At 41.9% G+C, this 26,519-nt stretch carries 26 protein-coding genes, 1 pseudogene and 1 other annotated feature; all 27 genes and pseudogenes read right to left on the bottom strand.

The window, feature by feature from the left end; all coding sequences use genetic code 11:
- Positions 1 to 13 precede the first annotated feature (13 nt).
- The 27 genes and pseudogenes from ABID27_RS05220 to ABID27_RS05350 all read right to left on the bottom strand — a co-directional run bounded on the left by ABID27_RS05220 (position 14) and on the right by ABID27_RS05350 (position 26,504).
- Complete coding sequence (locus tag ABID27_RS05220) at positions 14 to 3,460, bottom strand: InlB B-repeat-containing protein (protein WP_354280912.1); 3,447 nt, start codon at positions 3,458 to 3,460, stop codon at positions 14 to 16.
- An 807-nt stretch (positions 3,461 to 4,267) separates the two neighbouring features.
- Entirely contained in the window at positions 4,268 to 4,846 is a 579-nt protein-coding gene (lepB, locus tag ABID27_RS05225; RefSeq protein ID WP_253364241.1) for a signal peptidase I, read from the bottom strand.
- Positions 4,836 to 5,105 carry a DNA repair protein gene (locus ABID27_RS05230; protein ID WP_253364240.1) on the bottom strand — a complete coding sequence of 90 codons (270 nt, stop codon included), beginning with the start codon at positions 5,103 to 5,105 and terminating at the stop codon, positions 4,836 to 4,838. The genes lepB and ABID27_RS05230 overlap by 11 nt, the downstream gene beginning before the upstream one ends.
- Positions 5,106 to 5,240: 135 nt before the next feature.
- Positions 5,241 to 6,087 (bottom strand): IS630 family transposase gene (locus ABID27_RS05235; protein ID WP_354280743.1). Its coding sequence is split into 2 segments (ribosomal slippage): positions 5,241 to 5,781 and positions 5,780 to 6,087, totalling 849 coding nucleotides; the frame shifts between segments, so codons are not numbered across the junction.
- A gap of 87 nt (positions 6,088 to 6,174) precedes the next feature.
- Positions 6,175 to 6,531 carry a DUF1304 domain-containing protein gene (locus ABID27_RS05240; protein WP_253364239.1) on the bottom strand — a complete coding sequence of 119 codons (357 nt, stop codon included), beginning with the start codon at positions 6,529 to 6,531 and terminating at the stop codon, positions 6,175 to 6,177.
- A gap of 77 nt (positions 6,532 to 6,608) precedes the next feature.
- Positions 6,609 to 9,143: a M1 family metallopeptidase gene (locus ABID27_RS05245; RefSeq protein ID WP_354280745.1), complete on the bottom strand. Its 2,535-nt coding sequence runs from the start codon at positions 9,141 to 9,143 to the stop codon at positions 6,609 to 6,611.
- A 123-nt stretch (positions 9,144 to 9,266) separates the two neighbouring features.
- On the bottom strand, positions 9,267 to 12,443 hold the full coding sequence (carB, locus tag ABID27_RS05250; protein WP_354280747.1) for a carbamoyl-phosphate synthase large subunit: 3,177 nt from the start codon (positions 12,441 to 12,443) through the stop codon (positions 9,267 to 9,269).
- Between the two features lie 183 nt (positions 12,444 to 12,626).
- The gene (locus ABID27_RS05255; RefSeq protein WP_354280749.1) at positions 12,627 to 13,715 is read right to left on the bottom strand and encodes a carbamoyl phosphate synthase small subunit; all 1,089 of its coding nucleotides are present in this window, start codon (positions 13,713 to 13,715) and stop codon (positions 12,627 to 12,629) included.
- Positions 13,716 to 13,764: 49 nt separating this feature from the next.
- The gene (locus ABID27_RS05260; RefSeq protein WP_354280751.1) at positions 13,765 to 14,691 is read right to left on the bottom strand and encodes an aspartate carbamoyltransferase catalytic subunit; all 927 of its coding nucleotides are present in this window, start codon (positions 14,689 to 14,691) and stop codon (positions 13,765 to 13,767) included.
- A 39-nt stretch (positions 14,692 to 14,730) separates the two neighbouring features.
- Positions 14,731 to 15,255, bottom strand: a complete 525-nt coding sequence (pyrR, locus tag ABID27_RS05265) for a bifunctional pyr operon transcriptional regulator/uracil phosphoribosyltransferase PyrR (RefSeq protein WP_253364230.1) — start codon at positions 15,253 to 15,255, stop codon at positions 14,731 to 14,733.
- Between the two features lie 211 nt (positions 15,256 to 15,466).
- The gene (locus ABID27_RS05270) at positions 15,467 to 16,090 is read right to left on the bottom strand and encodes a Pr6Pr family membrane protein (protein WP_354280754.1); all 624 of its coding nucleotides are present in this window, start codon (positions 16,088 to 16,090) and stop codon (positions 15,467 to 15,469) included.
- 40 nt (positions 16,091 to 16,130) lie between these two features.
- Positions 16,131 to 16,466, bottom strand: a complete 336-nt coding sequence (locus ABID27_RS05275; protein WP_253364226.1) for a zinc ribbon domain-containing protein YjdM — start codon at positions 16,464 to 16,466, stop codon at positions 16,131 to 16,133.
- 78 nt (positions 16,467 to 16,544) lie between these two features.
- A complete protein-coding gene (locus tag ABID27_RS05280; protein ID WP_253364517.1) occupies positions 16,545 to 17,117 on the bottom strand; it encodes a TVP38/TMEM64 family protein in 573 nt (190 codons plus the stop codon).
- Positions 17,118 to 17,258: 141 nt separating this feature from the next.
- Positions 17,259 to 18,149, bottom strand: a complete 891-nt coding sequence (locus ABID27_RS05285) for an RluA family pseudouridine synthase (protein ID WP_253364224.1) — start codon at positions 18,147 to 18,149, stop codon at positions 17,259 to 17,261.
- Positions 18,133 to 18,597 (bottom strand): signal peptidase II, encoded by a 465-nt coding sequence (gene lspA / locus ABID27_RS05290; RefSeq protein ID WP_253364222.1) that lies wholly within the window; start codon positions 18,595 to 18,597, stop codon positions 18,133 to 18,135. The genes ABID27_RS05285 and lspA overlap by 17 nt, the downstream gene beginning before the upstream one ends.
- A gap of 1 nt (position 18,598) precedes the next feature.
- Positions 18,599 to 19,504: a LysR family transcriptional regulator gene (locus ABID27_RS05295; RefSeq protein ID WP_253364220.1), complete on the bottom strand. Its 906-nt coding sequence runs from the start codon at positions 19,502 to 19,504 to the stop codon at positions 18,599 to 18,601.
- Between the two features lie 84 nt (positions 19,505 to 19,588).
- Complete coding sequence (locus ABID27_RS05300) at positions 19,589 to 20,404, bottom strand: formate/nitrite transporter family protein (protein WP_253364218.1); 816 nt, start codon at positions 20,402 to 20,404, stop codon at positions 19,589 to 19,591.
- Between the two features lie 112 nt (positions 20,405 to 20,516).
- A complete protein-coding gene (locus ABID27_RS05305) occupies positions 20,517 to 20,795 on the bottom strand; it encodes a DUF1905 domain-containing protein (RefSeq protein WP_354280758.1) in 279 nt (92 codons plus the stop codon).
- 25 nt (positions 20,796 to 20,820) lie between these two features.
- Entirely contained in the window at positions 20,821 to 21,681 is an 861-nt protein-coding gene (locus tag ABID27_RS05310) for a GNAT family N-acetyltransferase (protein WP_354280760.1), read from the bottom strand.
- Positions 21,682 to 21,786: 105 nt separating this feature from the next.
- Positions 21,787 to 22,614: pseudogene (locus ABID27_RS05315) on the bottom strand (nitrilase-related carbon-nitrogen hydrolase).
- Between the two features lie 11 nt (positions 22,615 to 22,625).
- Positions 22,626 to 22,859 carry an agmatine deiminase family protein gene (locus ABID27_RS05320; RefSeq protein WP_354280762.1) on the bottom strand — a complete coding sequence of 78 codons (234 nt, stop codon included), beginning with the start codon at positions 22,857 to 22,859 and terminating at the stop codon, positions 22,626 to 22,628.
- A 574-nt stretch (positions 22,860 to 23,433) separates the two neighbouring features.
- Positions 23,434 to 24,762: a hypothiocyanous acid reductase MerA gene (merA, locus tag ABID27_RS05325; RefSeq protein WP_354280764.1), complete on the bottom strand. Its 1,329-nt coding sequence runs from the start codon at positions 24,760 to 24,762 to the stop codon at positions 23,434 to 23,436.
- Positions 24,759 to 24,953, bottom strand: coding sequence for a hypothetical protein (locus ABID27_RS05330; protein WP_354280766.1), 195 nt, complete (start codon positions 24,951 to 24,953; stop codon positions 24,759 to 24,761). Before ABID27_RS05330 ends, merA begins: the two co-directional genes overlap by 4 nt.
- A 9-nt stretch (positions 24,954 to 24,962) precedes the next feature.
- Positions 24,963 to 25,187, bottom strand: a complete 225-nt coding sequence (locus ABID27_RS05335; protein ID WP_354280768.1) for an Rrf2 family transcriptional regulator — start codon at positions 25,185 to 25,187, stop codon at positions 24,963 to 24,965.
- A gap of 131 nt (positions 25,188 to 25,318) precedes the next feature.
- Positions 25,319 to 25,612 carry a 50S ribosomal protein L27 gene (gene rpmA / locus ABID27_RS05340; protein ID WP_018167286.1) on the bottom strand — a complete coding sequence of 98 codons (294 nt, stop codon included), beginning with the start codon at positions 25,610 to 25,612 and terminating at the stop codon, positions 25,319 to 25,321.
- Between the two features lie 50 nt (positions 25,613 to 25,662).
- The gene (rplU, locus tag ABID27_RS05345; protein ID WP_049617884.1) at positions 25,663 to 25,977 is read right to left on the bottom strand and encodes a 50S ribosomal protein L21; all 315 of its coding nucleotides are present in this window, start codon (positions 25,975 to 25,977) and stop codon (positions 25,663 to 25,665) included.
- A 35-nt stretch (positions 25,978 to 26,012) separates the two neighbouring features.
- Positions 26,013 to 26,084 (bottom strand) — a sequence feature (ribosomal protein L21 leader region).
- A 75-nt stretch (positions 26,085 to 26,159) separates the two neighbouring features.
- Positions 26,160 to 26,504 (bottom strand): HIRAN domain-containing protein, encoded by a 345-nt coding sequence (locus ABID27_RS05350; RefSeq protein ID WP_354280771.1) that lies wholly within the window; start codon positions 26,502 to 26,504, stop codon positions 26,160 to 26,162.
- Positions 26,505 to 26,519: the final 15 nt, after the last annotated feature.

Genomic DNA, 26,519 nt, shown 5'->3' on the forward strand with positions numbered 1-26,519 from the left:
TTGTGTATCAATACTATGTTTTTCTTTTGTATAAAATATAGCTAGCTGGTAAGACTAGGAGTAAGCCTAAAATAAGATAGATGTGTTCACCCATTCCCCCAGTGCTTGGCAATTCTGTACCTTTGGAGTTGGTAATCTTGTATTGGAAGAAAATTTCTCCATCTTCTAATGTCGCAGTTGTAACCGCGGCAGCATTTCCATTTTGCAGGAAGCTGACACTTGTACTTGTGACTTGAAGAGTCATTGCTTCTTGCGGAAGTAAGTAACCATCTGGAGCTTTCTTTTCAACAATCGCGTACTTACCGACTGGAATAGACAAATAATTTGTACTCTTACCAACTAGGTAACCATTGCCGTCAGACGTAATATTTTCATAGGACGGTGTAGCAGAACGATTTCCATTTTCATCAATGGTATACACATCAAATATTGCCCCTGAAAGTGTATTGTTAAAGTTTTCAATATCCACTTTTTGAACGCGCAATTTTTGTTTGTTCCGTGTGTTTGTAAAGACAATATCCACATCACCTTTAACAACAAGTGATGGTGTATTATTAGCAGGATAGGTCTTATCTGCTGAATGATCTGCTAGATTTTTCTCTGTAATAGTTTCAGCGACATTAAAATCTGCATAAACCTGTTCATCAATACTAATCGTCGTTCCATATTCAACCGTAAATGCTTTTGACTGTCCATCTTGTAAGAAGAAATTTTCCGCTTGCAGACTGTCACTAGGGTCAAATGTGAAGTCTTTATTTTTATCACTTTCCACTCCAATTACTTTCTTGGAAATGGTCACTGTGTATTTTTTCGGCTTCCATACCGCATACAGAGTATTGGAGACATTGGCTTGATTATCAACCCCAATTTCTTCATTTGATTGGAACTGCACAACTCTCAAGTTAGCTTGAATCTTGTCTGTATTCCATCCCACCAAGTCATAACCTTCACGAACAAAGTAAGTCGTATCAGGTACATTCATCTTAGTATTTAATTCTAAGTGACTGAGCTGTGTCTCTTCTACTTCTACACCACTCTCCCCAATTCGCTTACCACCATTACCGTTAAATTTAATAAAAGTATCTTCTAAGGTAATAGCTTCAATAGGAATCAGTGCTGGATAAATCATAATATCCTTATTAGTATTGGCTAGTTTACTTAATACCGGTATGTAGTCGTAGGGATTGTATAACTTACCGTTATACCACCATCCTCGGAATCGATAGCCCTCTGGAATCTGCGGGCGACTCAGTAAAGCCGAGTGAGACTGGTCATCATAACTATTGGTGTCAACCGGTGATTCTGACGTTTTGACCTGTGCGCCGTCTTTCAGGACCGGCTTGCCATCCAAACCAACTGCATCGTCTGAATACTTGATATGGTACTCACCGACACGCCGCCAAATTGCACGAAGGGTGATGTCGGTTGTTACCGAACCCGAAAAGTCATATGGTCTAACCGTTCCGTCTTTATTGACATAATACCATCCTACTAATTTGTATGCATCTTTCTCAAAGCGATACTTCTTACTTGTATCTACATTTGGCTCTGTTGGGTCTGTCGTATAACGGGCATAACGTTGCGTTTCTGTTACCGCAGTTGCATTAGCCCGCGTATCATAGCGATAATAGTAAGCACCATCTGGATCTTCAACATAATCACGGCTAATGTCATAGTATTCACTAATTTTCTCACCGTAATTCACATTGAAGTAGGTGGATTCACCTGCTGATAAGGCTCCTCCATCTGGCTCGATAGTGACTTTATATTTTATATTGCGCCAACCAGCATATACTTTCACATCATGGTCAGGCATTTTTGTATTAAAATCAAACTCTGTAGTACGAGCCTGGTCTTTGTACCACTTTCCATCCCATTCATAACCAGGCAGGCTCGGAACAGGCTTAATGGTAGTTGTATCAGGCGCGTATTTCGATAAATTCTCTTCATACAAGGCTGATTTTTCTGGGAAATTACTTAATTCCTGATTGGTAAAAGGATCTAAATAATGAATCTTGAAGGACTTGCGTTCGTACCAAATGGCTAGATTTAGATAATTACCATAATACGAATCCAGCAATGATACCCATTGTCCAGAAGCGACACTCTTCGCAGATAAATCATATACACTACCACTATTATAGTATCTCTGAGCATATGCTACTTTGAAACCTGTATATTTTTCAGAGAAAGTAAATCGCTGTGCATTGCTTCCTGCACCAATATCATTTGGAGCATTTGAATAGCTGCCATCAATGTTCTGTTTAAAGAAACGATATTCTTGCGTTTTTCCACCACCTGGAAAAAGTTCAATAACAGTACCAGTTCGCTCCGCAACTGTATCAGGAAGAATAAAGTCGCCTAAGTAACTCATACCACCTATACCATTGTCTGAATAATAGCTCCAAGCGTAATTTGTTCTAGGCCAAGTATATCCATTTGCTGCTAAACTAGTTCCATACAAACCTGTAAATATTTTTCTTGTACCATCTCGGAATGTAAACCTCATTGTAATCAGTTTTCGGTCATAGTAGACATTCAATACTGTTGAGCCATCTGGTTGAACAACCTTGGAATATTCTGTTCTTCTGTTATTCAATTGGAAACCATTAGGAACCTTGGTCACACGATCGTAGGCGGTAGTATAGACTAAACTACCCGTCGTCCCTGCTCGTGTCTCCTGCCCCAGATAGTCATATGTCTTTTGACTGTCTGGGGCATTTTGGGAGTCATTTGCGGATTGTTGCCAATAAACCACAGTATAGCTTGTCTGGGCTGGAATCCAGCTAGCATACAATTTGATATCACTTGTCACAACTTCATCAAAGTTATAAAGATAGCCTCCTGTTTCAGAAGTATACCACCCTACAAATGTATACCCTGGACGCGTCGGCTCTTCTTTAGGCTCTACCCTTGCTGCTGTTTCTCCCTCAAAGACTCGTCTCGGTGCTATATAAGTCGCACCAGAAGCCAGATCTCCCGTAAAAAATTCAATCTTTTTAGCCTGTTTAAAGACGGGATAAAGGGAGATATTGCCTGTAATCGGATAATTTTTAGCAAGCTCGGCATCAATAATGGCTCCGTGCGGTGTTAATGACCAACCCGCAAAACTCAAATCTGAGGTCGGAGCCTCCACGTCATGCGTTGTCAAATCTATCTGGCCATCACCATTACTATTCAAGACAAACTCATGGCGATCTAAAATGGCTCCACCATCTGGACTATCATATAAGGTCACATAAGCAATCTTACCGTAGCTAGGACGAACATAAATATCTTTTGTCTCTGTCACAGGTATCGGCACATCAAATTCAATCCTATCACCGAATCGACCTGTCGTTTTATCATAGAGATACCAGCCATTAAAGTGCTGGTTACTACTGACAATCGGAATACCGACACCTTTCAAACTTTCACCATTCTTCAGCACCTGCTCATGCACCGCCTTACCAGATGACATTAAAAACGTATAATCTGTGCCATCTGCATTTTCAAAATGGTAAGTAGCACGCGGAACTGTCACATCACCTTGTACAATCGCATAGATAGAGAACGAGTCTGTTTTAAAGGCAATATCACTCCTTGCATTTTTCGTTTCTTCTGTATCTTTTGATCTCAGAACTTCAATTTGTCCATCATCTTTAAAATGGACAATTTTGACCTCTTCGTCCCTTGATTCTATCGGCTGGCTATAAGATATTTCCACCTGCACAGCAGATGCAGGTTCGACTTCCTGTCCATCTACTATAATGGTAATATCGTATAGCTTCAAACTCTTAATTTTTGTATCAATCTGATTCTCAACTTGACCCTTGTAATCATTAAAGTCTTGAGCTTCTTCTTTTAACTCTTCTACTTTTAAGGTCGCACTTTTAGGAATCCTTGCATCTTTCGTAACACGAACAGAAACGGTATAAGCTTCTGTTTTATCATAGAGGGTATCTTCCAAGTATTCTCCACCAGTAGTTACAGTCACTTGCTCTGTTTCTACCGAACTAGAACTCGTTTCTGTCTTTGAACTTTGTTCAACACTTGATGAAGATGTTTCCTCACTTCCAGTCGTTGAAGATGACTCAACGACTAGAGCAATCTCCTCAGCCTTATCCTCTTCAATGGTAATGGCTGGCAGAATTAAGAAATAAGTTGTTGTAAATGTTAAGAGTAACATGGTAGCCCACAGGAAAAATTTCCATTTTCCTTTGTGACGACCATATTGGATAGAATCATAAATAATTCTATAAATATCCTTCAAAACTTATCCTTTCATTTATTTGATAGCCCCAAATGATTTCAGCGGCCAAACTTTAAAAACAATTTTTCCGACCACTTGTTCTTCTGTTACAGTCCCGATAGACGTATTCCGTGAGTCAATCGATACTTCACGATTATCTCCCAATACAAAAATCTGATCATCCGGTACCTGATAGGGGTAGGTAATATTGCTATTTCCGAGAGACTTTTTATCAACATAAGGTTCAGCCAATTCTTTCTGATTAACATAGACTGTCCCTTCCGAGTCAATATCCACCCAATCTCCTGACTTGGCAATGACTCGCTTCACTAACACTTTGTTGTTATAATAAAAAGCCAAAACATCACCCGTTTCAACCTTATCACTTGATTCCTTGACAGTCAGAACAATATCATCTTGCTGCAAGGTCTTGTTCATAGAATTACCATAAATTCGCAAAACAGGCAGCCATAAGACTGCCACCAATATTGCAAGTGATACAACTGCAAGAAGTGTAAAGAGCGTATTTCTCACAATCATCCAAAAGCTGGATTGATACCGAACTCGCTCTAATTCTCTTGCAACATCCCTTGAAGTTAATTTTTCAGATTCCATTTTCTTCTTTCTCTTCAACAATCCGTCGTACATTTTCCAAATACAAGTCTGCAGCTGCTTGAGCCTCTTCAAAAATTCTTGTCAGCGATAAAGAAGCCTCCGCAATGGACCCTACTTGTTCCATTTTTAAATGACGATTCGCGAGCTCTTTTTCTAATTCATTGATCCGAGCCTGCTGCTCTTCAATCACATTTTGCTGTTCCAGCATCAATTCTAACAATTGTGCTCTTCGTAAAAATTTTAATTCTTTTGTGTTCATTTCCCTAATTTCAATTAGTATACTTGATTGGGTATATTAACACTAAAAAAGATTAAAGTCAAACAAATAAGCTCTCAAAAACCCTTACAATACCATGTTTTTTAAACATTTATCTTTTCTTAATTTAATATATAGTCAAGTGAAACAAGAATAGGACAAAAGAGCATCTAGAAAGGTATTACAAGTTGACAATACCTTTCTAAGATGCTTTTTAATATGAGCCCAGATTTTCTCGATGGGATTCAGCTCTGGGGAATAGGGTTGAAGAGGTAATACTATATGTCCTCTGTCCTCACATAATATCCTTAGCTGCCTCATTCGATGAAACCTTGCGTTATCCATGATAATCAGAGAAGGGCTATCTAAGTTAGGCAACAAGAACTCCTTAAACCAGGCCTCAAAAAACTCACTTGTCATGGTGGATTCATAAGTCATGGGAGCAATAATCCTATCGCCAACTAGACCTGCGACCAGAGAAATACGTTGATACTTCTTACCTGAAACCTTTCCCTCAATCATCCGACCACAAGGGGAACGACCATATTCTCGATAAAAGTAGGTATTAAAACCTGTTTCGTCAATATAAACTGTGGGTAAGTGACATAGTTTTTCAAAAGCGGCTTGAAAAACAGCTACTTTTTCTGGGTCCTGCTCATAGTAGGTACAATTCTTTTTTTCGAGTGTAGCCCATGGCTTTAAGTGCATAGTGAATTGCACTCGGATGACAATCAAATTCCAAAGCAATCTCATCCAAATAGGCATCTGGATGCTCTTCGATAAAGGACTTTAACCGCTCGCGATTAACTTTGCGAGGCTTGGTCCCCTTGACTTGATGCTCAAGTTTTCCTGTTTGCTTCCGCAACTTTTTCCATCCATAAATAGTGTTGCGAGAAAGACCAAACACAATCGCAACCTCTGAAATATTACCTGTTCGTTCACAATAATCGAGAACTTTTTTACGAAAATCTACTGAATATGCCATAATTCTATTATAACACATTTGTACTATTGTAAATTCAAAATAATATAAATAAAAAAACTAGCAAGTACATCTTGCTAGAAAATCAATCTAAAATAAAAGCGTCAACAAGGTCAGAATAGCCAATCCACCTTGTTTCAAAATAATCATCTTATCGCTAGTCATACCGCCGTAAATAGCCACCAAAATGATGTAGACCAACAACACCGCCAACCAAGTAACGCTTGGGAAAATATAGAGCGCAACCAAGATAAGTAGACCAATCAAGAGATTGTAAACACCTTGATTTTTAAATAAAGTTGTAACGTTTTTATTTTGCAGCTCTTCCTGGCTCATATTGAAGACACGCGCAGTTGCTGTAGATGTCGTCGCAATCGTTTCAAGGTAAAAAATATAGAAAAATTCAAGTGCGACAAGAGTTCCTAAAATAATTGTAATAATAGACATAAAGTCCTCCTTTTCTCGCCCTAGATTGTAGCAAAATTTTCAGAAAAAAACCAGAAAATCATTCTGGTTTTTCTATATTATTTGAGAAGAGCCTGGCTAACAGCTGATTTTTCACGTTCGATGAAGTCAACACGAGCTGCAATTTCTTTGATTCCCATGCTGATATTTCGGCTAATCGCCATATCTGTCAATTGAGGTTCAAAGAAGGCTTTGTACTCAGCCAAACGCTCAGTAGTCTTGAATGCGCCAGCTGGGTAAATGACGAACTTGTCAAAGCTCATATCGCCTCCAAGAGCAGACTTGATCCAATCCCAATTTTCCTGTGCCCAAGCCCATACAGTTCCTTGTGTGAAGTCATGACCAAGGAAATTGAAATACCAGATAGACAAGTCTTGTGGTTTCACCACATATTTATCTTGCCAATTAACCAAGAGCTGTTCAACCGTTTCTTGGTTTTTGGTATTTGAGAGGGCAGCCATGAGTTGACGTTGGTAGTTCCCATCATTGGTTGCAATGTATTCTTGAAGGTAAGTGTCTGTCACTTCCTTGCTTTCAAAGTTTTTGACTTGGTTGCCAAGGACGAGAGCACGAAGGGCAGCTGGTAATGATGACAATTTGCCGTCATACTCTTTATACAAGTTTGCAGCTGCATCGATAGCAGATTGTTCTCCTGCATAAATCATCCATGACCAGACCATTTGACGTGATTTTTCATCTTCTTCTGCTTCACCCTCACGTTTTTCAAATCCAAGACGTTCGTAGTTGTAACGAAGAGTTGACTTGACCAATTCTTTGTAGGCTTTTTCCTCTTCAGAATCTTCATCAATAACTGTCTCAACTGCACCAAGGATATCTGCCACGGCAACGAGAACGATATTTTCTGTATCTTTTTCTAAACTTGGTAATAAGTCCAAGAGACTGGCTACGGACACACGACCCCCACGAGACAAGAGATTGCGTTCCAAGAGAATTTGCAACTTAGATACCTTGTCTAAACCTGCCAATTCGTCAACGATAGCTTGGTAAAGCTCGCCTTGATAGTTGGTAATATAGTGGGCTGTATTTTCAGTATTGAAACGGAGGGCACCTTCATTTTGTGCAGCCAGAGCGCTGTAGTTTGGAATTTCCAAGGTTTCAGTTGTCAATGTGTCTGGAAGACCAGTCCAATTGCTGTTGAGCGGTACTTGCCAGATGCGACCCTTGTCTTCATTTTCACCAATGAAGAATTGCTCTTGATGAATTTTCAGAGTGTCATTTTCTACAGAGACTGTCAATACTGGGTAACCTGGTTGTTCCAACCATGAATCCATAAAGCCTGCAACGTCACGGCCAGAAGCTTCTCCAAGTGCATTCCAAAGGTCTGTTCCGACAGTATTGCCATACTTGTGTTTTTCAAAGTAAGCGCCCAAGCCTTTTGCAAAATCCGCATCCCCTAACCAACGGCGCAACATGTGCATGAGACGGCTTCCTTTTGCATAAACGATAGCAGGGTCAAAGAGTGTATTGATTTCATCTGGGTGATGAACCGCAACGTGAACGGATTGGACACCGTCCGTCGCATCTCGTTTGAGTGACAAAGGTACACCTGACGTTTGGAAATCGTCAAAAATTTCCCACTCAGGCTTGATGCTGTTGACACAGACGTACTCCATCATGTTGGCAAATGATTCATTGAGCCAAAGGTCATCCCACCATTTCATAGTAACGAGATTACCAAACCATTGGTGAGCCACTTCGTGAGCGATAACAAGAGCCACTTGCTGACGGCTTGCCAAGGTCGAATTTTCATCAACAACCAAGTAGACCTCACGGTAGGTCACAAGGCCCCAGTTTTCCATGGCACCAGCTGAGAAGTCTGGTAAAGCGACATGGAGAGACTGTGGAATTGGGTAGGCTACACCGAAGTAATCTTCATAGAACTCAATGGCCTTGACTGCAATTTCCAATGAGAAATCAAGACTTTCCATGGAATGAGCCTTGGTTGAGTAAGAACCAACCAAAGTACCATTTTTAGTATGTGTCGTTTTGCATTGCAAGTCTCCACAAACAAATGCCAAGAGATAGGATGACATGCGTGGTGTCGTGTCAAATGTCCAAACACCAGTTTCCTTGCGGTTCTCAACTTGGATTTCTGGCATGTTCGAAAGGGCGATTTCTCCTTCAGATTGGTCAAATTTCAAGCTAAGATCAAAGGTTGCTTTCGCCTCTGGTTCATCAATAGATGGGAATGCTTGACGAGCAAAATGGCTTTCAAACTGTGTTCCCAAGAGTTCTTTTTTCTCACCATCAAGTGTGTAGTAAGAAGGATAGATACCATCCATGTTGTCTGTGATATTTCCAGAAAAGGCCACTTCAAGGACTGTGTCACCAAGATTGGCTACTGAAAATGCAACAGTTTCCAATTCATTATCCACTTGGAAATTCACTTCTTGACCAGCAACTTTGACAGATGAAATCGACAAATCACGTTGGTGCAAGGCAACAGTTTCCTTCAAGGCTTGACCAGTAATGGTAACCAGACCAGAAAAAGTCTTATTAGTACGATTCAAATCCAAGAAAAGATTGTAGTTTTCTGGGACAAATGCTTCAATTAAACGAGCTACAGAATTCATTATTTCTCCTTTATTTCCGTAAATTCTTCTCTTATTCTACCACAGATAGAGATTTTTTTCAGAAATTAGGTGAAAGAAAAACAAGTCAAAAGACTCGTTTTTCTTGGGGTTCTAATTGCTATTTTAAATAGCTTGTGTAGTAAAGCTACGTCCTTCTAGAACGCGCACCATTGCCTCAGCCGTATCTAAGGCTGTAAAGAGGGGAACTCCTTGTTCAATCGCCGAACTTCGGATGACTTGACCATCCGTGTCAGCAGTCCGTTTGGTTCCAACGGTATTGACAATGGCTTGCACTTGACCTGAGCGAACGAGGCTTGGGATGTCATTTTCGCTTTCTGCGATTTTTCCAACTAAGCAAGCCTCTAAGCCGTTTTCTGCAAAGAAGGCTGCTGTTCCACTTGTGGCAAAAATGGCATAGCCGATTCTATCAAAACGTTTTGCGAGTTGCAAAGCCTCTTCCTTGGTATCATCTGCAATGGTAAAGACGACATTTCCAAATTCCGGCATATGGAAATAAGTCGCTTCAAAGGCTTTGTATAGGGCTTTTTCAAGCGTTGTGTCTGTTCCCATGACCTCACCTGTCGACTTCATTTCCGGTCCTAGGAGGCTATCAACCTTAGCCAGCTTGGTGAAGGAGAAGACAGGGGCCTTGACATGGACCAGATTGCTTTCAGGATAGAGACCATCTTCATAACCTTGCTCTGCCAAGCTCTCGCCCAAAATCAACTTGGTTGCAACTTGCGCCATTGGGATATTGGTCACTTTTGAGAGGAATGGTACCGTACGACTGGCACGTGGGTTTACCTCAATCACATAGACCACTTCGTCTTTTATGACAAACTGGATGTTCATCATACCGATACAGTTGAGACCGATAGCCAAACGCTTAGTGTAGTCTGCAATGGTATCTTTGACTTTTTGGGACAATCCTTGCGGTGGGTAAACAGCCATGGAGTCGCCTGAGTGAACGCCTGCGCGCTCGATATGCTCCATAATCCCAGGAATCAGAACATCTTTTCCGTCCGAAATAGCATCTACTTCGCACTCACGGCCAACGATATAAGAGTCAACGAGAACTGGATGGTCTGGGCTAGCCTTAACCGCTGTCCGCATGTAGGAACGAAGATCATCTTCATTCTCAACGATTTCCATAGCCCGTCCGCCGAGGACATAGGATGGACGCACAAGTACTGGGAAGCCAACCTTACGAGCCGCTTCAACGGCTTCTTCTTCATTAGTCGCCGTATAACCTGGTGGCTGTGGAATGTCTAGAGCTTTCAAAGCTTGTTCAAAGAGGTCACGGTCTTCAGCACGGTCAAGATCAGCAACCTGTGTCCCAAGAATTTGCACACCTGCCTGAGATAAACTTTCTGCCAAGTTAATCGCTGTTTGTCCTCCAAACTGGACCACAACTCCTTTTGGCTGCTCCAACTCGATGACATTCATAACATCTTCAAACGTCAATGGTTCAAAGTAGAGCTTATCTGAAACGGAAAAGTCTGTCGACACTGTCTCAGGATTTGAATTCATAATAATGGCTTCATAGCCCGCAGCCTGAATAGCTTTTACTGAGTGAACGGTCGCGTAGTCAAACTCCACACCTTGGCCGATACGGATTGGACCAGAACCAAGAACGATAACTGATTCTTTATCGGATTTGATAGACTCATTTTCCCATTCGTAGGTCGAGTAGAAATAAGGCGTCGCTGATTCAAATTCAGCTGCGCAGGTGTCTACCATTTTGTAGACTGGTAAGATCTTGTAAGCATGACGGAAGACGCGTACTTCTTTTGCCGTCATCTGCCACAATTCAGCAATTTTACAGTCAGAAAATCCATTTCGTTTAGCTTCCTTCAAAGACCAGACGTCCTTAGGATGGCTAGCCAAGTCCTGCTCAATTTCAAAGATATGCAACAATTTATCCAGGAAGAAAATATCAACTTTTGTTAAGTCAGCTAATTCCTCAATGGTAAATCCTCGGCGAATGGCTTCGGAAAGATAGAAGATACGGTCATCTTGTGCTTTTACAATTTTTTCAAGAAGGGCATCATCAGTCACCTGAATCAGCTCAGGCATTTCATTGTGATGGACACCGATTTCAAGCGAACGGCAAGCCTTGAGAAGACTTTCTTCAATGTTGCGCCCGATAGCCATAACTTCGCCGGTGGCTTTCATCTGGGTCCCCAGACGACGCTCACCGTTTTCAAACTTATCAAATGGGAAACGCGGAATTTTAGCTACGACATAGTCAAGCGCTGGCTCAAACATGGCGTAGGTCGTCCCTGTAACAGGGTTAATCATCTCATCCAGAGTCAATCCAACAGCAATTTTCGCCGCCAATTTAGCAATTGGGTAACCTGTCGCTTTGGAAGCAAGGGCTGATGAGCGAGACACCCGTGGGTTAACTTCGATGACATAGTATTTAAAACTATGCGGGTCAAGCGCCAGCTGAACGTTACAGCCACCTTCGATTTTAAGAGCTCGAATGATTTTGAGACTGGCATCGCGCAGCATTTGGTTTTCAATGTCTGAAAGAGTTTGCATTGGAGCAAATACGATGGAGTCTCCTGTGTGAATCCCAACAGGGTCAAAGTTTTCCATGTTACAAACTACGAGGGCATTGTCCGCGGCATCACGCATGACCTCGTACTCGATTTCCTTAAAGCCTGCAATGGAACGCTCAATCAAACACTGAGTCACCGGTGACAGCTTGAGCCCATTCTCAGCAATTTCTCGTAACTCATCCTCATTGGCACACATGCCGCCACCCGTACCACCAAGGGTAAAGGCTGGACGGACAATGACTGGATAACCAATCGTCGCCGCAAAAGCAACAGCTTCCTCAACGGTATTGACAATTTCAGATTCAGGAATCGGTTGCTCAAGCTCCTCCATGAGCTGCTTGAAGAGGTCACGATCCTCGGCCTGATCAATAGCAGACAACTTGGTTCCAAGTAACTCCACGCCCAATTCATCCAAAATCCCATTTTTGGACAATTCCATGGCCATGTTGAGACCTGTTTGACCACCAAGCGTTGGCAAAAGCGCATCCGGTCTTTCTTTGCGCAAAATACGCGTCACAAACTCCAGCGTAATCGGCTCAATATAAACCTTATCTGCAATTTCCTTATCGGTCATAATCGTCGCGGGATTTGAATTGACCAGAACAACACTGTAGCCCTCCTCCTTCAAAGCAAGACAAGCTTGCGTTCCCGCATAGTCAAACTCAGCAGCCTGACCAATAATAATCGGACCAGACCCAATCACCATAATTTTATGAATATCAGAACGTTTTGGCATGTTTAAGATATAAAGGGCGTCTAGTGAACAAAGACAAAATAGGAGATTTGACGAAGAATCCATTGATTCTAGGAAAATCTATCTTTTTGTCACAGTTCGTAGCCCGTATTCAATTACAAAAATTAAATACGCCCCCTCTTTTTCTCCTTTCCTATTCGTCACCTCGCGGGGTGACATTAAATACTACAAACGTGTTTTTTCCAGTTGGAAGGCATCAATCATTTCGAGAAATTCATCGAAAAGATAGGAAGCATCGTGCGGACCAGGTGCTGCATCTGGGTGAAATTGCACAGAAAAAGCTGGTAGATAACGGTGTCGTACCCCTTCGACTGACTTGTCGTTGATTTCTTCATGTGTGACAATCAACTCTTCAGGCAAGGTCTCACGATCAACTGCGTACCCATGATTTTGGCTAGTAAAATCAACACGCCCCGTCGCAATTTCGCGGACTGCATGGTTGAAGCCACGGTGACCAAATTTCATTTTGTAGGTTGTCGCACCATTTGCCAGACTGAACAATTGATGTCCCATACAAATCCCAAATATAGGAATTTGCCCCTGAATTCCACGAATCATCTCCAAAGCTTCCGGCACATCCTCAGGGTTACCAGGGCCGTTCGACAACATCACTCCGTCTGGATTAAGGTGGAGAATTTCCTCGGCTTTTGTGTCAAATGGCACTACAGTCACATTGCAGTTTCGCTTAGAAAATTCACGTAAAATCGAGTGCTTGAGCCCAAAGTCAACCAAGACGATATTTTTACCGACACCGGGTGCTGGGTAGGCCGTCTTGGTAGACACCTGCTCAATATTATTTGTCGGAAGGACCGTTGCACGGAGCTGGTCGCTCAAGTGCTCAATACTGTCGCCCTCATCTGCTATAGTAGCTTTCATCGTGCCGTGTTGGCGAATAATTTTCGTCAAAGCCCGTGTATCAATCCCTGAAATCCCGGGAATATTTTTGGACTTGAGAAATTCATCAAGTGATAGGTAGTTCCTCCAGTTGCTAGCTCTGCGGGCATTTTCAGCAACCACTACCCCTTTGCAGGTCGGCTTAATGGACTCGTAATCGTCACGATTGATACCGTAATTCCCTATTAAGGGATAGGTAAAGGTCAAAATCTGCCCATTGTAAGACTGGTCTGTAATGGATTCTTGGTAGCCGGTCATCCCTGTATTGAAGACGATTTCTCCCGTCACATCAATATCCGCGCCAAATGCCTGACCTTCAAAAATGGTCCCATCTTCTAAAATTAATAATCGTTTGGTCATGTATTTCCTTTCGTAAACCCTCTCTGGAGTTCTTTAACGTTGATTCTTGCTAGGCTTTGCCATTCAAAACAGCTTCGAGAATAGCCATGCGGACAAAGACACCATTTGTCATCTGACGGACAATCCGCGATTTTGGTGCCTCTACCAAGTGGTCATCAATCTCCACATCCCGGTTGACAGGCGCAGGGTGCATCACAATGGCTGTACTCTTCAAGCGTTTGTATCGGTCATCTGTCAGTCCGTAGCAACGATTGTATTCTTCTTTTGAAAAGCTTTCATTTCCATCATGACGCTCATGCTGCACACGCAAGAGCATCATAACATCTACTTCTTCGATCATGTCATCAATGGCAATGTGCTGCCCATAGACATCAAACTCATCAGAATACCACTGGCTTGGTCCGGCAAAGTAAATCTCTGCTCCAAGACGCTTGAGAATTTGCATATTTGACTTGGCCACACGAGAGTGTGTAATGTCACCTGCAATGACCACTTTCAAGCCCTCAAAGCCATCAAATTCTTCATAAATGGTCATCAAGTCAAGCAATGACTGGCTGGGATGCTGCCCCGATCCGTCTCCTCCATTAACAATAGAAGTCTGGATGGTCGGACTATCAATGAGCTGCTTATAATAGTCCACATCCGGATGGCGAACCACACAGATATCCACTCCCAAGGCACTCATGGTCAAAATGGTATCGTAAAGCGTCTCTCCCTTATTGACCGAGCTAGTTTTGGCATCAAAGTCAATCATTCCCATTCTAAGTTTTAACTCTGCCATTTCAAATGACTTATGCGTCCGAGTTGAATTTTCAAAGAAGAGATTAGATGCAAAGTACTGCCGATCGGTTTGGAAATCTGCTTGTCCTCGTTTGAAGGCTAGACCACGCTGTATCAAGCCAAAAACTTCCTCATTGGAGAGAGTTTCCATTGTAACCAAATGCTTGAGTGAAACTTTACCATTCGTAACTGTCATGACGAACACCTACCTTTTTATTGATGAATCTACTGAAACTTACTGTGCTACTTCTACTAGAAGAACCTGATCTTGTCCATCCACTTCTGTGACATGGACAACAATTTCTTCCAATCGACTGGTTGGAATATTTTTCCCAACATAGTCCGCTCGAATAGGCAATTCGCGGTGACCACGGTCTACCAAGACTGCCAAACTTACACGAGCAGGTCGCCCAAGTGAAACCACATTATCAATGGCTGCACGGATGGTACGTCCAGTATAAAGTACATCATCGACAAGGATAACGTCGCGGTCATTCACATCCGCTTCCATCAGCGTCGTGTCTTCTTCCATCTTGACATCATCACGGAAAGGCTTGGTATCCAATTCACCGATTGGAACATCGATACCTTCCAGCTGTTTCAAGCGTTCTTGAATGCGGCGAGCAATATAGACACCACGTGTCTTAATTCCAGCCAGGACGATCTTATCTAGCTGTTTATTGCGTTCGATAATCTCATAAGTAATACGCGTGATGGCGCGTTTCATTGTCATTTCATCGACAATTTCCTTGGTTTTCATGTCTTCCTCCAAACTCTTGCTAGGCAAGAAAAAAATCTCCCTTTTCAAGGAGATTTCAGCAAAATGTAGGCAGACAGACTGTCTCCCTATTCTACGTCTACTCCTTGTCTGTCTCACGGGACAGTTCTTAAAGGATTCATTGACTATAGTATAGCAAAACTTCTTTTTTCTGACAAATATTTACCTAAAAATCAGGAAATAATTCGTGTTCTCAGGCTCTTTTCTTAAAGGAAATGGATTTGATACCTAGTAAGACAAATCCTGCGATTAAATAAACGACAAAGATGGTGCCGGCGTAGGTCAATACAAAATTCCAGCCGTATTTGGTCACATTTAGGAAGAAATAGGCAAAGGGACTGTCTTTAGCATCAGGAATTGGAATCTTGATAAAGAGGCCGTTGACCAAGCCAAAAATCATATAAAGCAAGGGAAGCGACGTCCACCAGATTGGGTCAAACCACTTGTACTGCTTTTGCTTATCAAAGAACAAGGTATCCGCGAAAAAGTAAAGCGGTACAATGTAATGGCAGAGAATATTTTCAACGCGCCAAAAATCTGTCGCAATCGGCGCCAACAGCAAATGATAAATGACAAAGGTAATCATGATAGACATGGTAACCGCTGCTTTTATCCGTAAAAATTTAGGTGACTGCATATCCAATTTTCGACTCATGACATAAACCATATAGAGCGAAAACAGCGCCACTAATAAATTGGACTGTACTGTATAATACATCAACATGCCGATGCCGTACTTGGCAATCTCCATGCTCGTTCCCACAACCGCCAATAAGGCTAGCAGACATCTCGACAAATATAATAGTTTGATTCTCATAGTATACTCCTAAAAAGAAAGAGACATTTGTCTCTTTGGATTAAATTTTCTTGACAAATTCTGATTTGAGTTTCATGGCACCAAAGCCATCAATCTTGCAATCGATGTTGTGGTCACCCTCAACGATACGAATATTTTTCACGCGCGTACCTTGTTTCAAGTCTTTGGGTGCACCTTTGACTTTCAAGTCTTTGATCAATGTCACTGTATCACCATCTGCCAAACGATTTCCATTTGCATCAATTGCAAGAATGGCATCTTCCTCAGCAAGTTCAGCTGGGTTCCATTCGTAGGCACACTCAGGGCAAACTAAGAGAGCCCCATCCTCATATACATATTCTGATTGGCATTTTACACAATTTGGTAAAGTTTCCATGTCATCTCCTTCAATAAATAATACAGACTCTAGTATAGCATGAAGGGAATATTTGGGCAAGATGACAATGGTTTCATACTAAACGATTCCGAAGAAATGCTTAAGTACGGTCGTCAATCCCAAGCTGTAAATCAACAAGGAAGCGGGCTTTCCAAGTAAAATAATCCAAGTAAAAGTCTTATAACTCATGCTGGTTGTCCCTGCCAAATAGCAGAGCAAATCATCTGGCGCCACCGGCAAAAAGATGGCCCAGGCAAAATACTTGGTAAACTTACTGTCAGAATTGGTGTGTTTTTCATAACTGGCAATGGTCTTGGGACTGAAAAAGGCATGTAAAATGGGACGACCAAAGGTCTTAGCGATATGAAAGCCCAAAACAGAACCAGCACAAATACCGATATAATTCCATACAAAGCCCCAAAAATTCCCAAAAATCAGCACACCTGCTAAAGTTGTCACGCCACCTGGCAGAATGGGAATAGCCACCTGCACAATCTGAACAGCTAGAAAGAGCAATGGACCCCAGATACCCGCTTTATGGACAACAGACTTCAATTTTTGAGCATCCGTTAAGTAGCCTTGGAAAAAGAGATGCACGACCAAGAGCGTTGTCAAAATCAGCATAATCCAGCCAATGCCCCTCACGACCATACGAATTCTTTTTAATTTTTCTTCAGATTTTAACATACTTACTTTCCTCTACAGTCATTGTACCATAGCTATAGGACAAGAACCTCGGTCTTTAGGCTGAGATAAAACAGTTTATAGAAAAAAGACGGGAACACCTGACTTTTAATCTTTTCTTAATTTTTCTAGTGTTTCTTGGAAAATAGCTGGCGCTGGTGCTGTGAAGGTCACAAGCTCGCCTGTTTTTGGATGTGTAAAACCGAGCGTCTGTGCATGGAGAAATTGACCATGCCCCTTCAATGTCTTGCGTGGGCCATAGACCTCATCTCCTGCTACTGGATGACCAATATAAGCCATGTGAACACGAATTTGATGGGTACGCCCTGTCTCTAAGGTGAGCTCCACCAAGGTATAATCTCCAAAGCGTTCCACTACTTGAAAACGTGTCACCGCATCTTTTCCTTTAGCCGTTACTGCTTGCTTCTTGCGGTCTTTCTCCGAACGACCAATGGGTGCATCAATGACGCCACGGTCATTTGGTAGATTCCCATGAACGATAGCAAGGTATTTGCGCAAAGACTTCTTAGCTTTCAATTCTTCTGCCAGAGCTGTATGTGCCTCATCGTTTTTAGCAATCATGAGCAAGCCAGATGTATCCTTATCAATCCGGTGGACAATTCCTGGACGCGCAACTCCATTGATACCTGATAGGTCTTTGACATGATACAAGAGCGCATTGACCAAGGTACCAGAAGGATGCCCCGCAGATGGATGAACAACCAGGCCTTGTGGTTTATTGACCACTGCAACATCTGCATCTTCATAGACCATATCCAAAGGAATGTCTTCTGCCACATAGTCTACTTCTACGATTTCTGGTAATTGATAGGTGATGATATCGCCTACTTGAACACTGTACTTGGCTTTTTTTACCTGACCGTTAACCAAGACTTGACCAAGTTTGACTTGCTCGTTGGCAAGGGGGCGTGATAATTCTGTCTCATCTGCCAAGGCCTTGTCTAGACGAACACCACCATTTTTAATTTTTACTTCCATATTCCTCCTCTTTTAGGATACAAATAAACAATACCGCAACTCCGACTGTCAAGCAAGCATCTGCTACATTGAAGACTGGGAAATCAATAAACTCTGTCTTAAACATATCCACCACATAACCCAATCTCAAGCGATCGATAAAATTTCCAAGACCACCTGCGATAATCAAAGACAGGGCAAACAGTTGCCAGAGACTGCCATCAATCTGCTTGATAAAATACCAGATGGCTGCTGTCATCACAACGAGCGTAATGATGGTAAAGAGCCATTGCTGATTTTGCAGCATTGAGTAAGCTGCTCCATAATTTCTAAGGTAAGCCAAACTCATAAAACCAGAAATCCATTCCCGGCTGGTATCCAATTCAACATTGCTTACCGTCCACCATTTGACCAGCTGATCGAGGCCAATCAAACCAGCTATTAAAACTGGAAAGCTAAATTTTCTCATCTTACCCTTTCTTCTTATCAAAATATTCCTGCATGGCTGCCACAAAATCTTGGGCACATTGACTCAAATCAGCATCTTCGCGTTTGACATAAACCATACGATTTTCCATTTCATCAACAAGCGGGATAACTGTAATACCGTGCACACTTTCACTGTCTAAGAATCCAGAACCCGTAGCATAGGCGTCTGTCCGCTCCAGGATTCCATTCAAGGTAGCTCGGTCAGTCACATCATAGGTCACCGATGAATCCGATGTATCAAAGAAATTTTCAGAATAGTAGAGGTATTCCTCTTTTTCTTGCGTAAATCGTACCGTTGGCAAACCCTTCAAGTCTTCTAATTTAATCTCTTTCCGGCTGGCTAGCGGATGACCTTTGCGGATGTAAATATGCGTTTGGAAATGAATCATCTCCACCACATCCAAATGCAGCTTAGTCAACTTTTGCATAATTCCCTTGGTATTACGCGGATTGAGATAGATAATGCCCAACTCACTATGACCTTGAGATACCTCATCCAAAATCTGCACCGTTGTAGACTCAAAAATCCGAAAATTACGGTATTCAGGAAAATTTTCCGAAAACTCTGTCATCAAAGGTGGTAAGAAATCATAGTGCTGACTGGAAATCGAGAACTCTGGTCGCTCTTCCTCAGACTGCAAATAGAGGTGTTCGAAACTGTCAAATCCCTTGACCAATTGCTGGGCCTTTTCATAAAATTCCATGCCGCGACGTGTCAAAAAAGTACCCGAGCTGGTCCGACTAAAAATCTTAAAGCCCAACTCCTTTTCCAAATCACGAACTGAAATCGACAAGCTGGGTTGAGAGACAAACATTTTCTCAGCAGCCTCCCGAAAAGTTCCGCTGTTGGCAATGGCCACAACATAACGTAATTGTTGAATATTCATAGCATTCTTCCTTTTTTCATTCTTCATCATTATACCATATTGCACTGAAAAAAGAGACTTACAGGAAGTCTCTTACTTTTTTATTTAATCCAAATACAATTTACTTTTTTGATTGAGCCAGCTATAGGTCAGGCCCATAACTAGACCGCCGCCAACAAAATTCCCAAGTCCTGAGAAAAGGAAATTCGATAAGACTGACAGAAGTGTCATCCCTTCAACCGGTCCTCCATTGACAAAATAGGCTAGTGAGAAAGTCGAGAAATTGGCAATGACGTGCTCATAACCAAGAAAAGCGAAGATGAAAATGATACAAATGGTCGCTATGATTTTCCCAGCATCATCTTTCATGCGAAGGGCTGCAAGAACGGAAATATTCACCACGATGTTGGCAAAAATCCCTTCTACAAATTGTGTCAGCGGTGTTTTGCTTAATTTCAGAGTGGCCATTTCAAGTATAGCACTGTGAGCCTCGACATGACCTGGCTGAAATGGACTGGTCAGCGACAAGAAATAGCAGGTAATCACCGCTCCGAGGAAGTTAAAGGCGATACAGCTAAAGAGAATTTTCAAAGCCGTTTTGGTCGGAATCACCTTGCGGTGAACAGCACTTGTCATGTACATCATATTGGACGTGCCGAGTTCCGCATTCATATAGACAATCATGGTCAGGCCCCAGCCAAATAGGAAGGCGTAGCCAAATTTTCCGCAGCCATCGACCAAATGATTGAGCTTGTCCATGACAACAACTGAAATCGCATATCCTAGGGTCAGATAAAGCGTAGCTAGCATGGCACGTACAGCATAGGCGCCGTAGTTGGTCTCAATCAACTCTGCCTTTTTCTTGATGCTCTTGTCTAAGCTTGTCAGCAAGGGACTGCTGGATTCTGGATAGTCTATCATTTTCTTACCTCATACAGATTTGTGATTTTTATCACGTACTGTATTAGTATATCAGATTTTCAAAAAAAGAAAAGGCTTACTTTTAGTTTTTGTCTCTTTTTTCAAAAAAAGTTTACTCTGCTATCACTATGCGAACATGTACCATGTCTTCATGCGATTTTCCGATGGCTTTTCGAATTTTTTTAGGAATGCCGATGATATAACAAATATTGCCATCAGCATGCTTGACGCCCATATTGACAATACTGCCGTGATAAGGAACACCGTCAAAGGTTGCCTCTACTTTTAGCCTGCCTTTCCCAAATTCTTTCCTGATATCCCAAGGCAGGCGGAGATAGGCACCGCCATTATCCGATGTTTCAACAATTTCCGTATGACACGCATAGTTCACCTCTTTCAGTCTACATGCATCTAATTCAAGCCGTATAATAACAAATTTCAGTTACTACTTTGAAATCCAATTTTTCGTAAAGTGTTCGTGCTACATCATTGTCCTTATCAACTGCGAGTTGGAAAGCACGTTTTTGCCCATTTTTAATGCGGTCATTGACCACAGACTGGACCAGATAGGAGCCAATTCCCTGCTGGCGCACCGCTTCTTCCACAGCTAGACCAAAAATGTAGTCCTCATTTGTCGACACATCTACGGTGCAAGTCGCGACGACTTTTTGGTCCTTCACAGCAATGTAGAGATAACTGTTTGGATCAGCTAGCGCCTCTCTCACATAACGCAGACGCTCATCACCTTCTCCCGCACCAAAGGCCTGTGTTTTCACTTCTGCAATGGCAGCCACATGCTCTTGACTGGCTAGACAAACCTCAATATCTTCTCTTTTTTCTATGGAAAACGGCTGGCGCTGTCTCTCCATAAGCAGCTCAATATCCTCAGTCTGCAGCAAGGACCAAGCCTTCATCAGGTCTGGATGACGCTCCACAAAAACGGATTCTGTCGCAAAATAATCCTTCTGCAAACCAAACCCAGCTGTCGCTTCTTGGTAGTCTTGATACAAGGAACGCGCTAATCCTTTTCGACGTGCCTCAGGTCGGACATAAATCGAAATCTCTGGCTCATAATCATCTGCATAAACAGCTAAAAACCCCTGCAAAACTTGCTGGTCATAGGCAAGAAAAAAGGCTGGCATAGTTTGGTCAAAGTTTAATTGATTGGACAGATAGGGCTCACGACTGGTCTGGTCATATTCTTGGCATTCTTTTAAGACCTGCCGAACCTCTTTCAATTCTTTGTCTTCTAACTGCCTATATCTCTTTATTTTCATATCTTATCACTCCTGATTTATTTTACCATAGAATCTAAAAAATAAGACCCTTCGGGCTTATTTTGTGATTTCAGTGTACATTTCTGGACGGCGATCGCGAAACAGTCACCAGTTTAATCGCTCTCTGGCAACTTTGTCCAAGTCAATATCCGCAAGTAAAATTTGCTGGCTACTTCGATCCGCTTCAGCGATTTTCAAGCCAGTTTCATCTGTGATAAAGGAAGAACCGTAAAAAATCAACTCCGAGCTCTGCTGATTATTTTCCTCTGACGGCGTAACGCATTCTAGTCCAACGCGGTTGGCAGCGACAACTGGCAAAATGTTCGCAGCGGCATGCCCCTGCATGACCCGTTGCCAATGCCCGCTCGAATCCGTATCCAATATAGACTCCGAGCCAATTGCTGTCGGGTAGAGCAACAACTCTGCTCCTTGTAAAACTAGACAGCGAGCTGTTTCTGGAAACCATTGGTCTCAACAAATCCCAATTCCAATCTTACCGTAACGTGTTTCCCAAACTTTGAAGCCTGTATTGCCAGGTGTAAAGTAAAACTTCTCTTGGTAAAAATGGTCATCTGGAATGTGTGTCTTGCGGTAAACGCCTAAAACCGTTCCATCCGCATCGAGTACCGCAATCGAGTTATAGAGGACATTTCCATCTTTTTCATAGAATGAAATAGGCAGCACTACCGCCAACTCACGCGCAATCGGCCTAAAATGACGGATGGCTTCATTTTCCTCTACCGACTGGGCAAATGCATAGGACCCATAGGCCCGTTCTTGGCAAAAATACGGTCGCTCAAATAGTTCTGGCAAGAGAATCACTTGTGCCCCTTGACGAGTAGCTTCCCGCACCATGCGCTCGGCTGGCTTGATATTTTCTGCCACCTCAGTCTGACACTGCATCTGAATGGCAGCCACTCTAATATTTCTCATAAAACTCCAATCTATAAGGGAATCTGCTGGGTAATGCAATGAATATTGCCCCCACCTAGCAAAATTTCACGAGCAGGAATTCCGACAATCCGCCGATGCGGAAAGAGTTCTCCCAGCAATTCTACCAACTCTGGATTGCCACGCCCGCGCTTATGCCCAGACACATCAAAAGGAACAATCCGTTGTTTCCACAGATTGACCAATCCTTGATAGATCGGGGCATTTCCCTGATTCACTCTATTCAATGATACACTCCTTACAAAGTTAATTTTTTGGAATATTCCAAAAAATCCTACGCAGTACCCTAGCACTTTCACCTCTGGTACCCCATCAAGTGTTTATCATTTATGAAAAAAGAGCAGGTTTTCACCTGCTCTACAATCGTATGACGTTTTTTGTCCTTGTTTCTGTTGAGTAATTCGTTCCAGATGTTTCCTAACTCTCTAGTTGCAAATATTACGTACTTTATTGACCGTTTCACAAGATGACGTGTGCTTGACCACACTAATATTGAGCCTTCAGTATGTCCCTTGACCACTGAAATCAACTTATAAAATGTAGGCTTTTAACCCTATCAATAATGGGAAAAGTTGGTGACTAATCTCGCTTCGGCATTCAACCCTGCCTGTCCGTAGGCTTTTGTTTACTCGAGTTTATATTTGCTAGAAAACACCTTTTCTAAGCTTTTTAAATGTAGCATGTAAGTTTGGTTTCGTCGATACTTTTTTAAAAAAGTATCGACGAAACCATTTAGTTCGTATTTTATCCGTTTTCTATATTTATTTTTGTAAAAACCATCGCAAAAGCATATTTATCTGATTAGAGAGAAAGATTCATGAGATCGTTAAAGGACTCAATCATAGTTGGATGCGTGTAGATATTGTCTCGGAGATAGGTAAATGGAAGATGGTTATCCATAGCCATTTTAATCACATTGATTAACTCTTCTGCATTTTCTCCGTAGAGGCTGGCACCTAGAATTTCACGACTTTCTTTGTCCACTACTACCTTAAAGAGGCCTCGTGGGTCATTATTGATCTTATGTCTTGGAATTTGGCTAACTGGCAGGCTGTTTTCAACCGCTTGGTAGCCATTTTTCGAGGCTTCATCCAATGTATAACCAACTCGTCCTAGGACAGGTGTGATAAAGACTGAGTAAGGAACATTCCCACGATTGTTCAATGAACGTTCTTTCTTTCCATACCATTGGTCCTGCAAAATCCGTGCATCATCTAAGGAAATATAGGTAAATTGTAGTCCACCTTTGACATCACCAGCCGCATAAACACCAGTAACATCGGTTTCTAAAAAGTCATTAACGACCACTTCTCCACCTTTTCCGACTTGGATGTTTGTATTTTCCAATCCAAGATTTTGCGTGTTTGGACGTCTTCCAGCAGCAACCAAGACTGCATCGGCTTCAAATTCACCCTTATTTGTCACCACTGTAGTAAACTGTTCCCCGTCCTTGATTTCTTGCGTGTCTGCGCTAAGGACAAATTCAATTCCCGCACCTGACAAATCTTTCACCACTTGAGCCGCAATTTCTGGGTCTTCTTTTATTAAAATATTTTCTGCCCGCTCCACAACCGTTACCTTGCTACCGAAATTAGCGAAGAAAGAGGCAAACTCAAGCGCAATATAGCCTCCACCGATAATAACCAATTTTTCAGGGAGTTCTTCCCGATTCATCATGGATGTTGAGTCATAAACAAAACGCGACTCTCTCACTCCCTTAATCTCAGGGATAAATGGACTAGCACCAGTATTGATCACAATTTTATCCGCAGTTAGCGTCTCTATTTCACCATTTTCTTTCGTAACCGCAATCACTTTATCATCCTTAAAGGTCGCCAAACCATCGATGACATCGATATTTTCATCATCTGCTAATAAATGAAAATTCTTTTGATTGAGGGCAGACACAACCGCATTTTTACGAGCAATCGCTTCTTGAAAAGCCAATCCTTCACGGCTAGCCTCTACCAATACCTTGGTCGGAATGCAGGCAATATTGATACAAGTTCCGCCATACATGCCAGCACTTTTTTCAATAAGTGCAACTTTTTCGCCATGCTTACTTGCTTGTTTGGCGATGGTTTTTCCTGCTTTACCAAAACCAATTACAATTAGATGATATTTTTTCATTTGACAGCCTCCATAGCTTCTATTTTATTTAAAACATCCTTCAGTTGAACCCCAGAATAAAGATTTTTTAGAGCTTGGTACTCCTGCTCTGCATAAGACTTCATGACCTTGGTCATATTGCGGGCAATTTCACAATGACTCTCACCTGTCCCTGTATAAATGCGACTATCCTGCTCCACTTCCCGAAACAAAAGAAAAATCTAATCCAGATAAATCTCGCCAATGTGGGCATCAACACTGTAGCCACCGAACTTGCCTTTTTTAGAAATAACAAGCTGGTGCTCCACTAACGGGCGCATGACCGAGCGCAATTGAACAGGATTAACACAAATCAGCTCCGCTAGTTCTTGCGAAGAAAAACTCTCCCCGGCATGCTTTACCAAATATGCCAAGGCATGCACAGCCATATTAAAATATAAATTCATTGTTCTTCTTTAAAGGTAATTTTTATAATTACATTTTAAACTAGAAAAATTCCTTTGTCAAAAATTTGAATCGAATCCTAAATACGAAAAAAAGCCTTCTCAAAAAGAAGACTTTTTCATAGACAAGTTGCTTATTTAGCGATTGGGTAAACAGAAACTTGTTTTTTATCGCGACCTTTACGTTCGAAACGTACAACACCTTCTACTTTAGCGTAAAGAGTGTCATCTCCACCACGGCCTACGTTAGCACCTGGGTAGATTTTTGTACCACGTTGGCGGTAAAGGATAGAACCACCTGATACAGTTTGACCATCAGCAGCTTTAGCACCAAGGCGTTTTGCTTGTGAGTCACGACCATTTGATGTTGAACCTCCACCTTTTTTGTGGGCGAAGAGGTTTAATTGAGCAAGATTCAAGTTTAACATAATGTTATTCCTCCAAAATTATGTGATGACAGTTGTTAGGCTAGACGCTCTTAAGCGTTGATAGCTGAGATAACAACTTTTGTATAAGGTTGACGGTGACCTTGTTTACGGTGGCTACCTTTTTTAGGTTTGTATTTATAAGAAACAACTTTCTTTTGTTTACCTTGTTTCTCAACAGTACCTACAACAGTTGCACCTTCTACAAGTGGTGTACCAACAACAGTTTTGTCGCCACCAACGAGAACAACTTCGTTAAATGTAACTTCTTGACCTGCTTCTGCGTTCAATTTTTCAACGTAGATAGCTTGACCAGCTTCAACTTTAACTTGTTTACCGCCAGTTTTAATGATTGCATATGTGCTCATTATGCACCTCCTATGGATTTTTGGGTTTCCCCGCTATTTTTGTGAAGACTCGCCTAGTACCGTGGGGCGAACCACTTAAAACGGTAATCGTGCGGTTGCACAGGGTGTGCATAGTCAACACTCCTAGTATAGCACTCCTCTCGCTATTTGACAAGAGAAAGGCTGTAGTTTTTAGAGAATTTTTAGCGATTATCTTTCAATTTCACTACTACTCTAAATTGACGTTCTGGATGCGTTTCGTGATTTACCATTTGAATGCGAGCTTCGAAAATATCGCCATACCCAAAGTAGAGAAATTTGGACAATTCTTGATTATAATCAGCTGGTACGTAACCAATTTTTGTATTTTCAAAGAAAATGACTACAGCATGTGGATCGTGAATATTTTCCGGTTCTGTCATGAGTTGAACTGGTGCACCTAATTTTAACTGGTCGATGACTTCTAAGCCATCATAATAAGCAAAAGCAGCCAAGTGAAAGTCTAAATAATGACGACGCGGTTCAAAGCCTTTTAATACGTGTGTCATATAAAACTCCTTTAT

It is taken from the genome of Streptococcus gallinaceus, assembly GCF_040545695.1.
GTDB lineage: Bacteria > Bacillota > Bacilli > Lactobacillales > Streptococcaceae > Streptococcus > Streptococcus gallinaceus.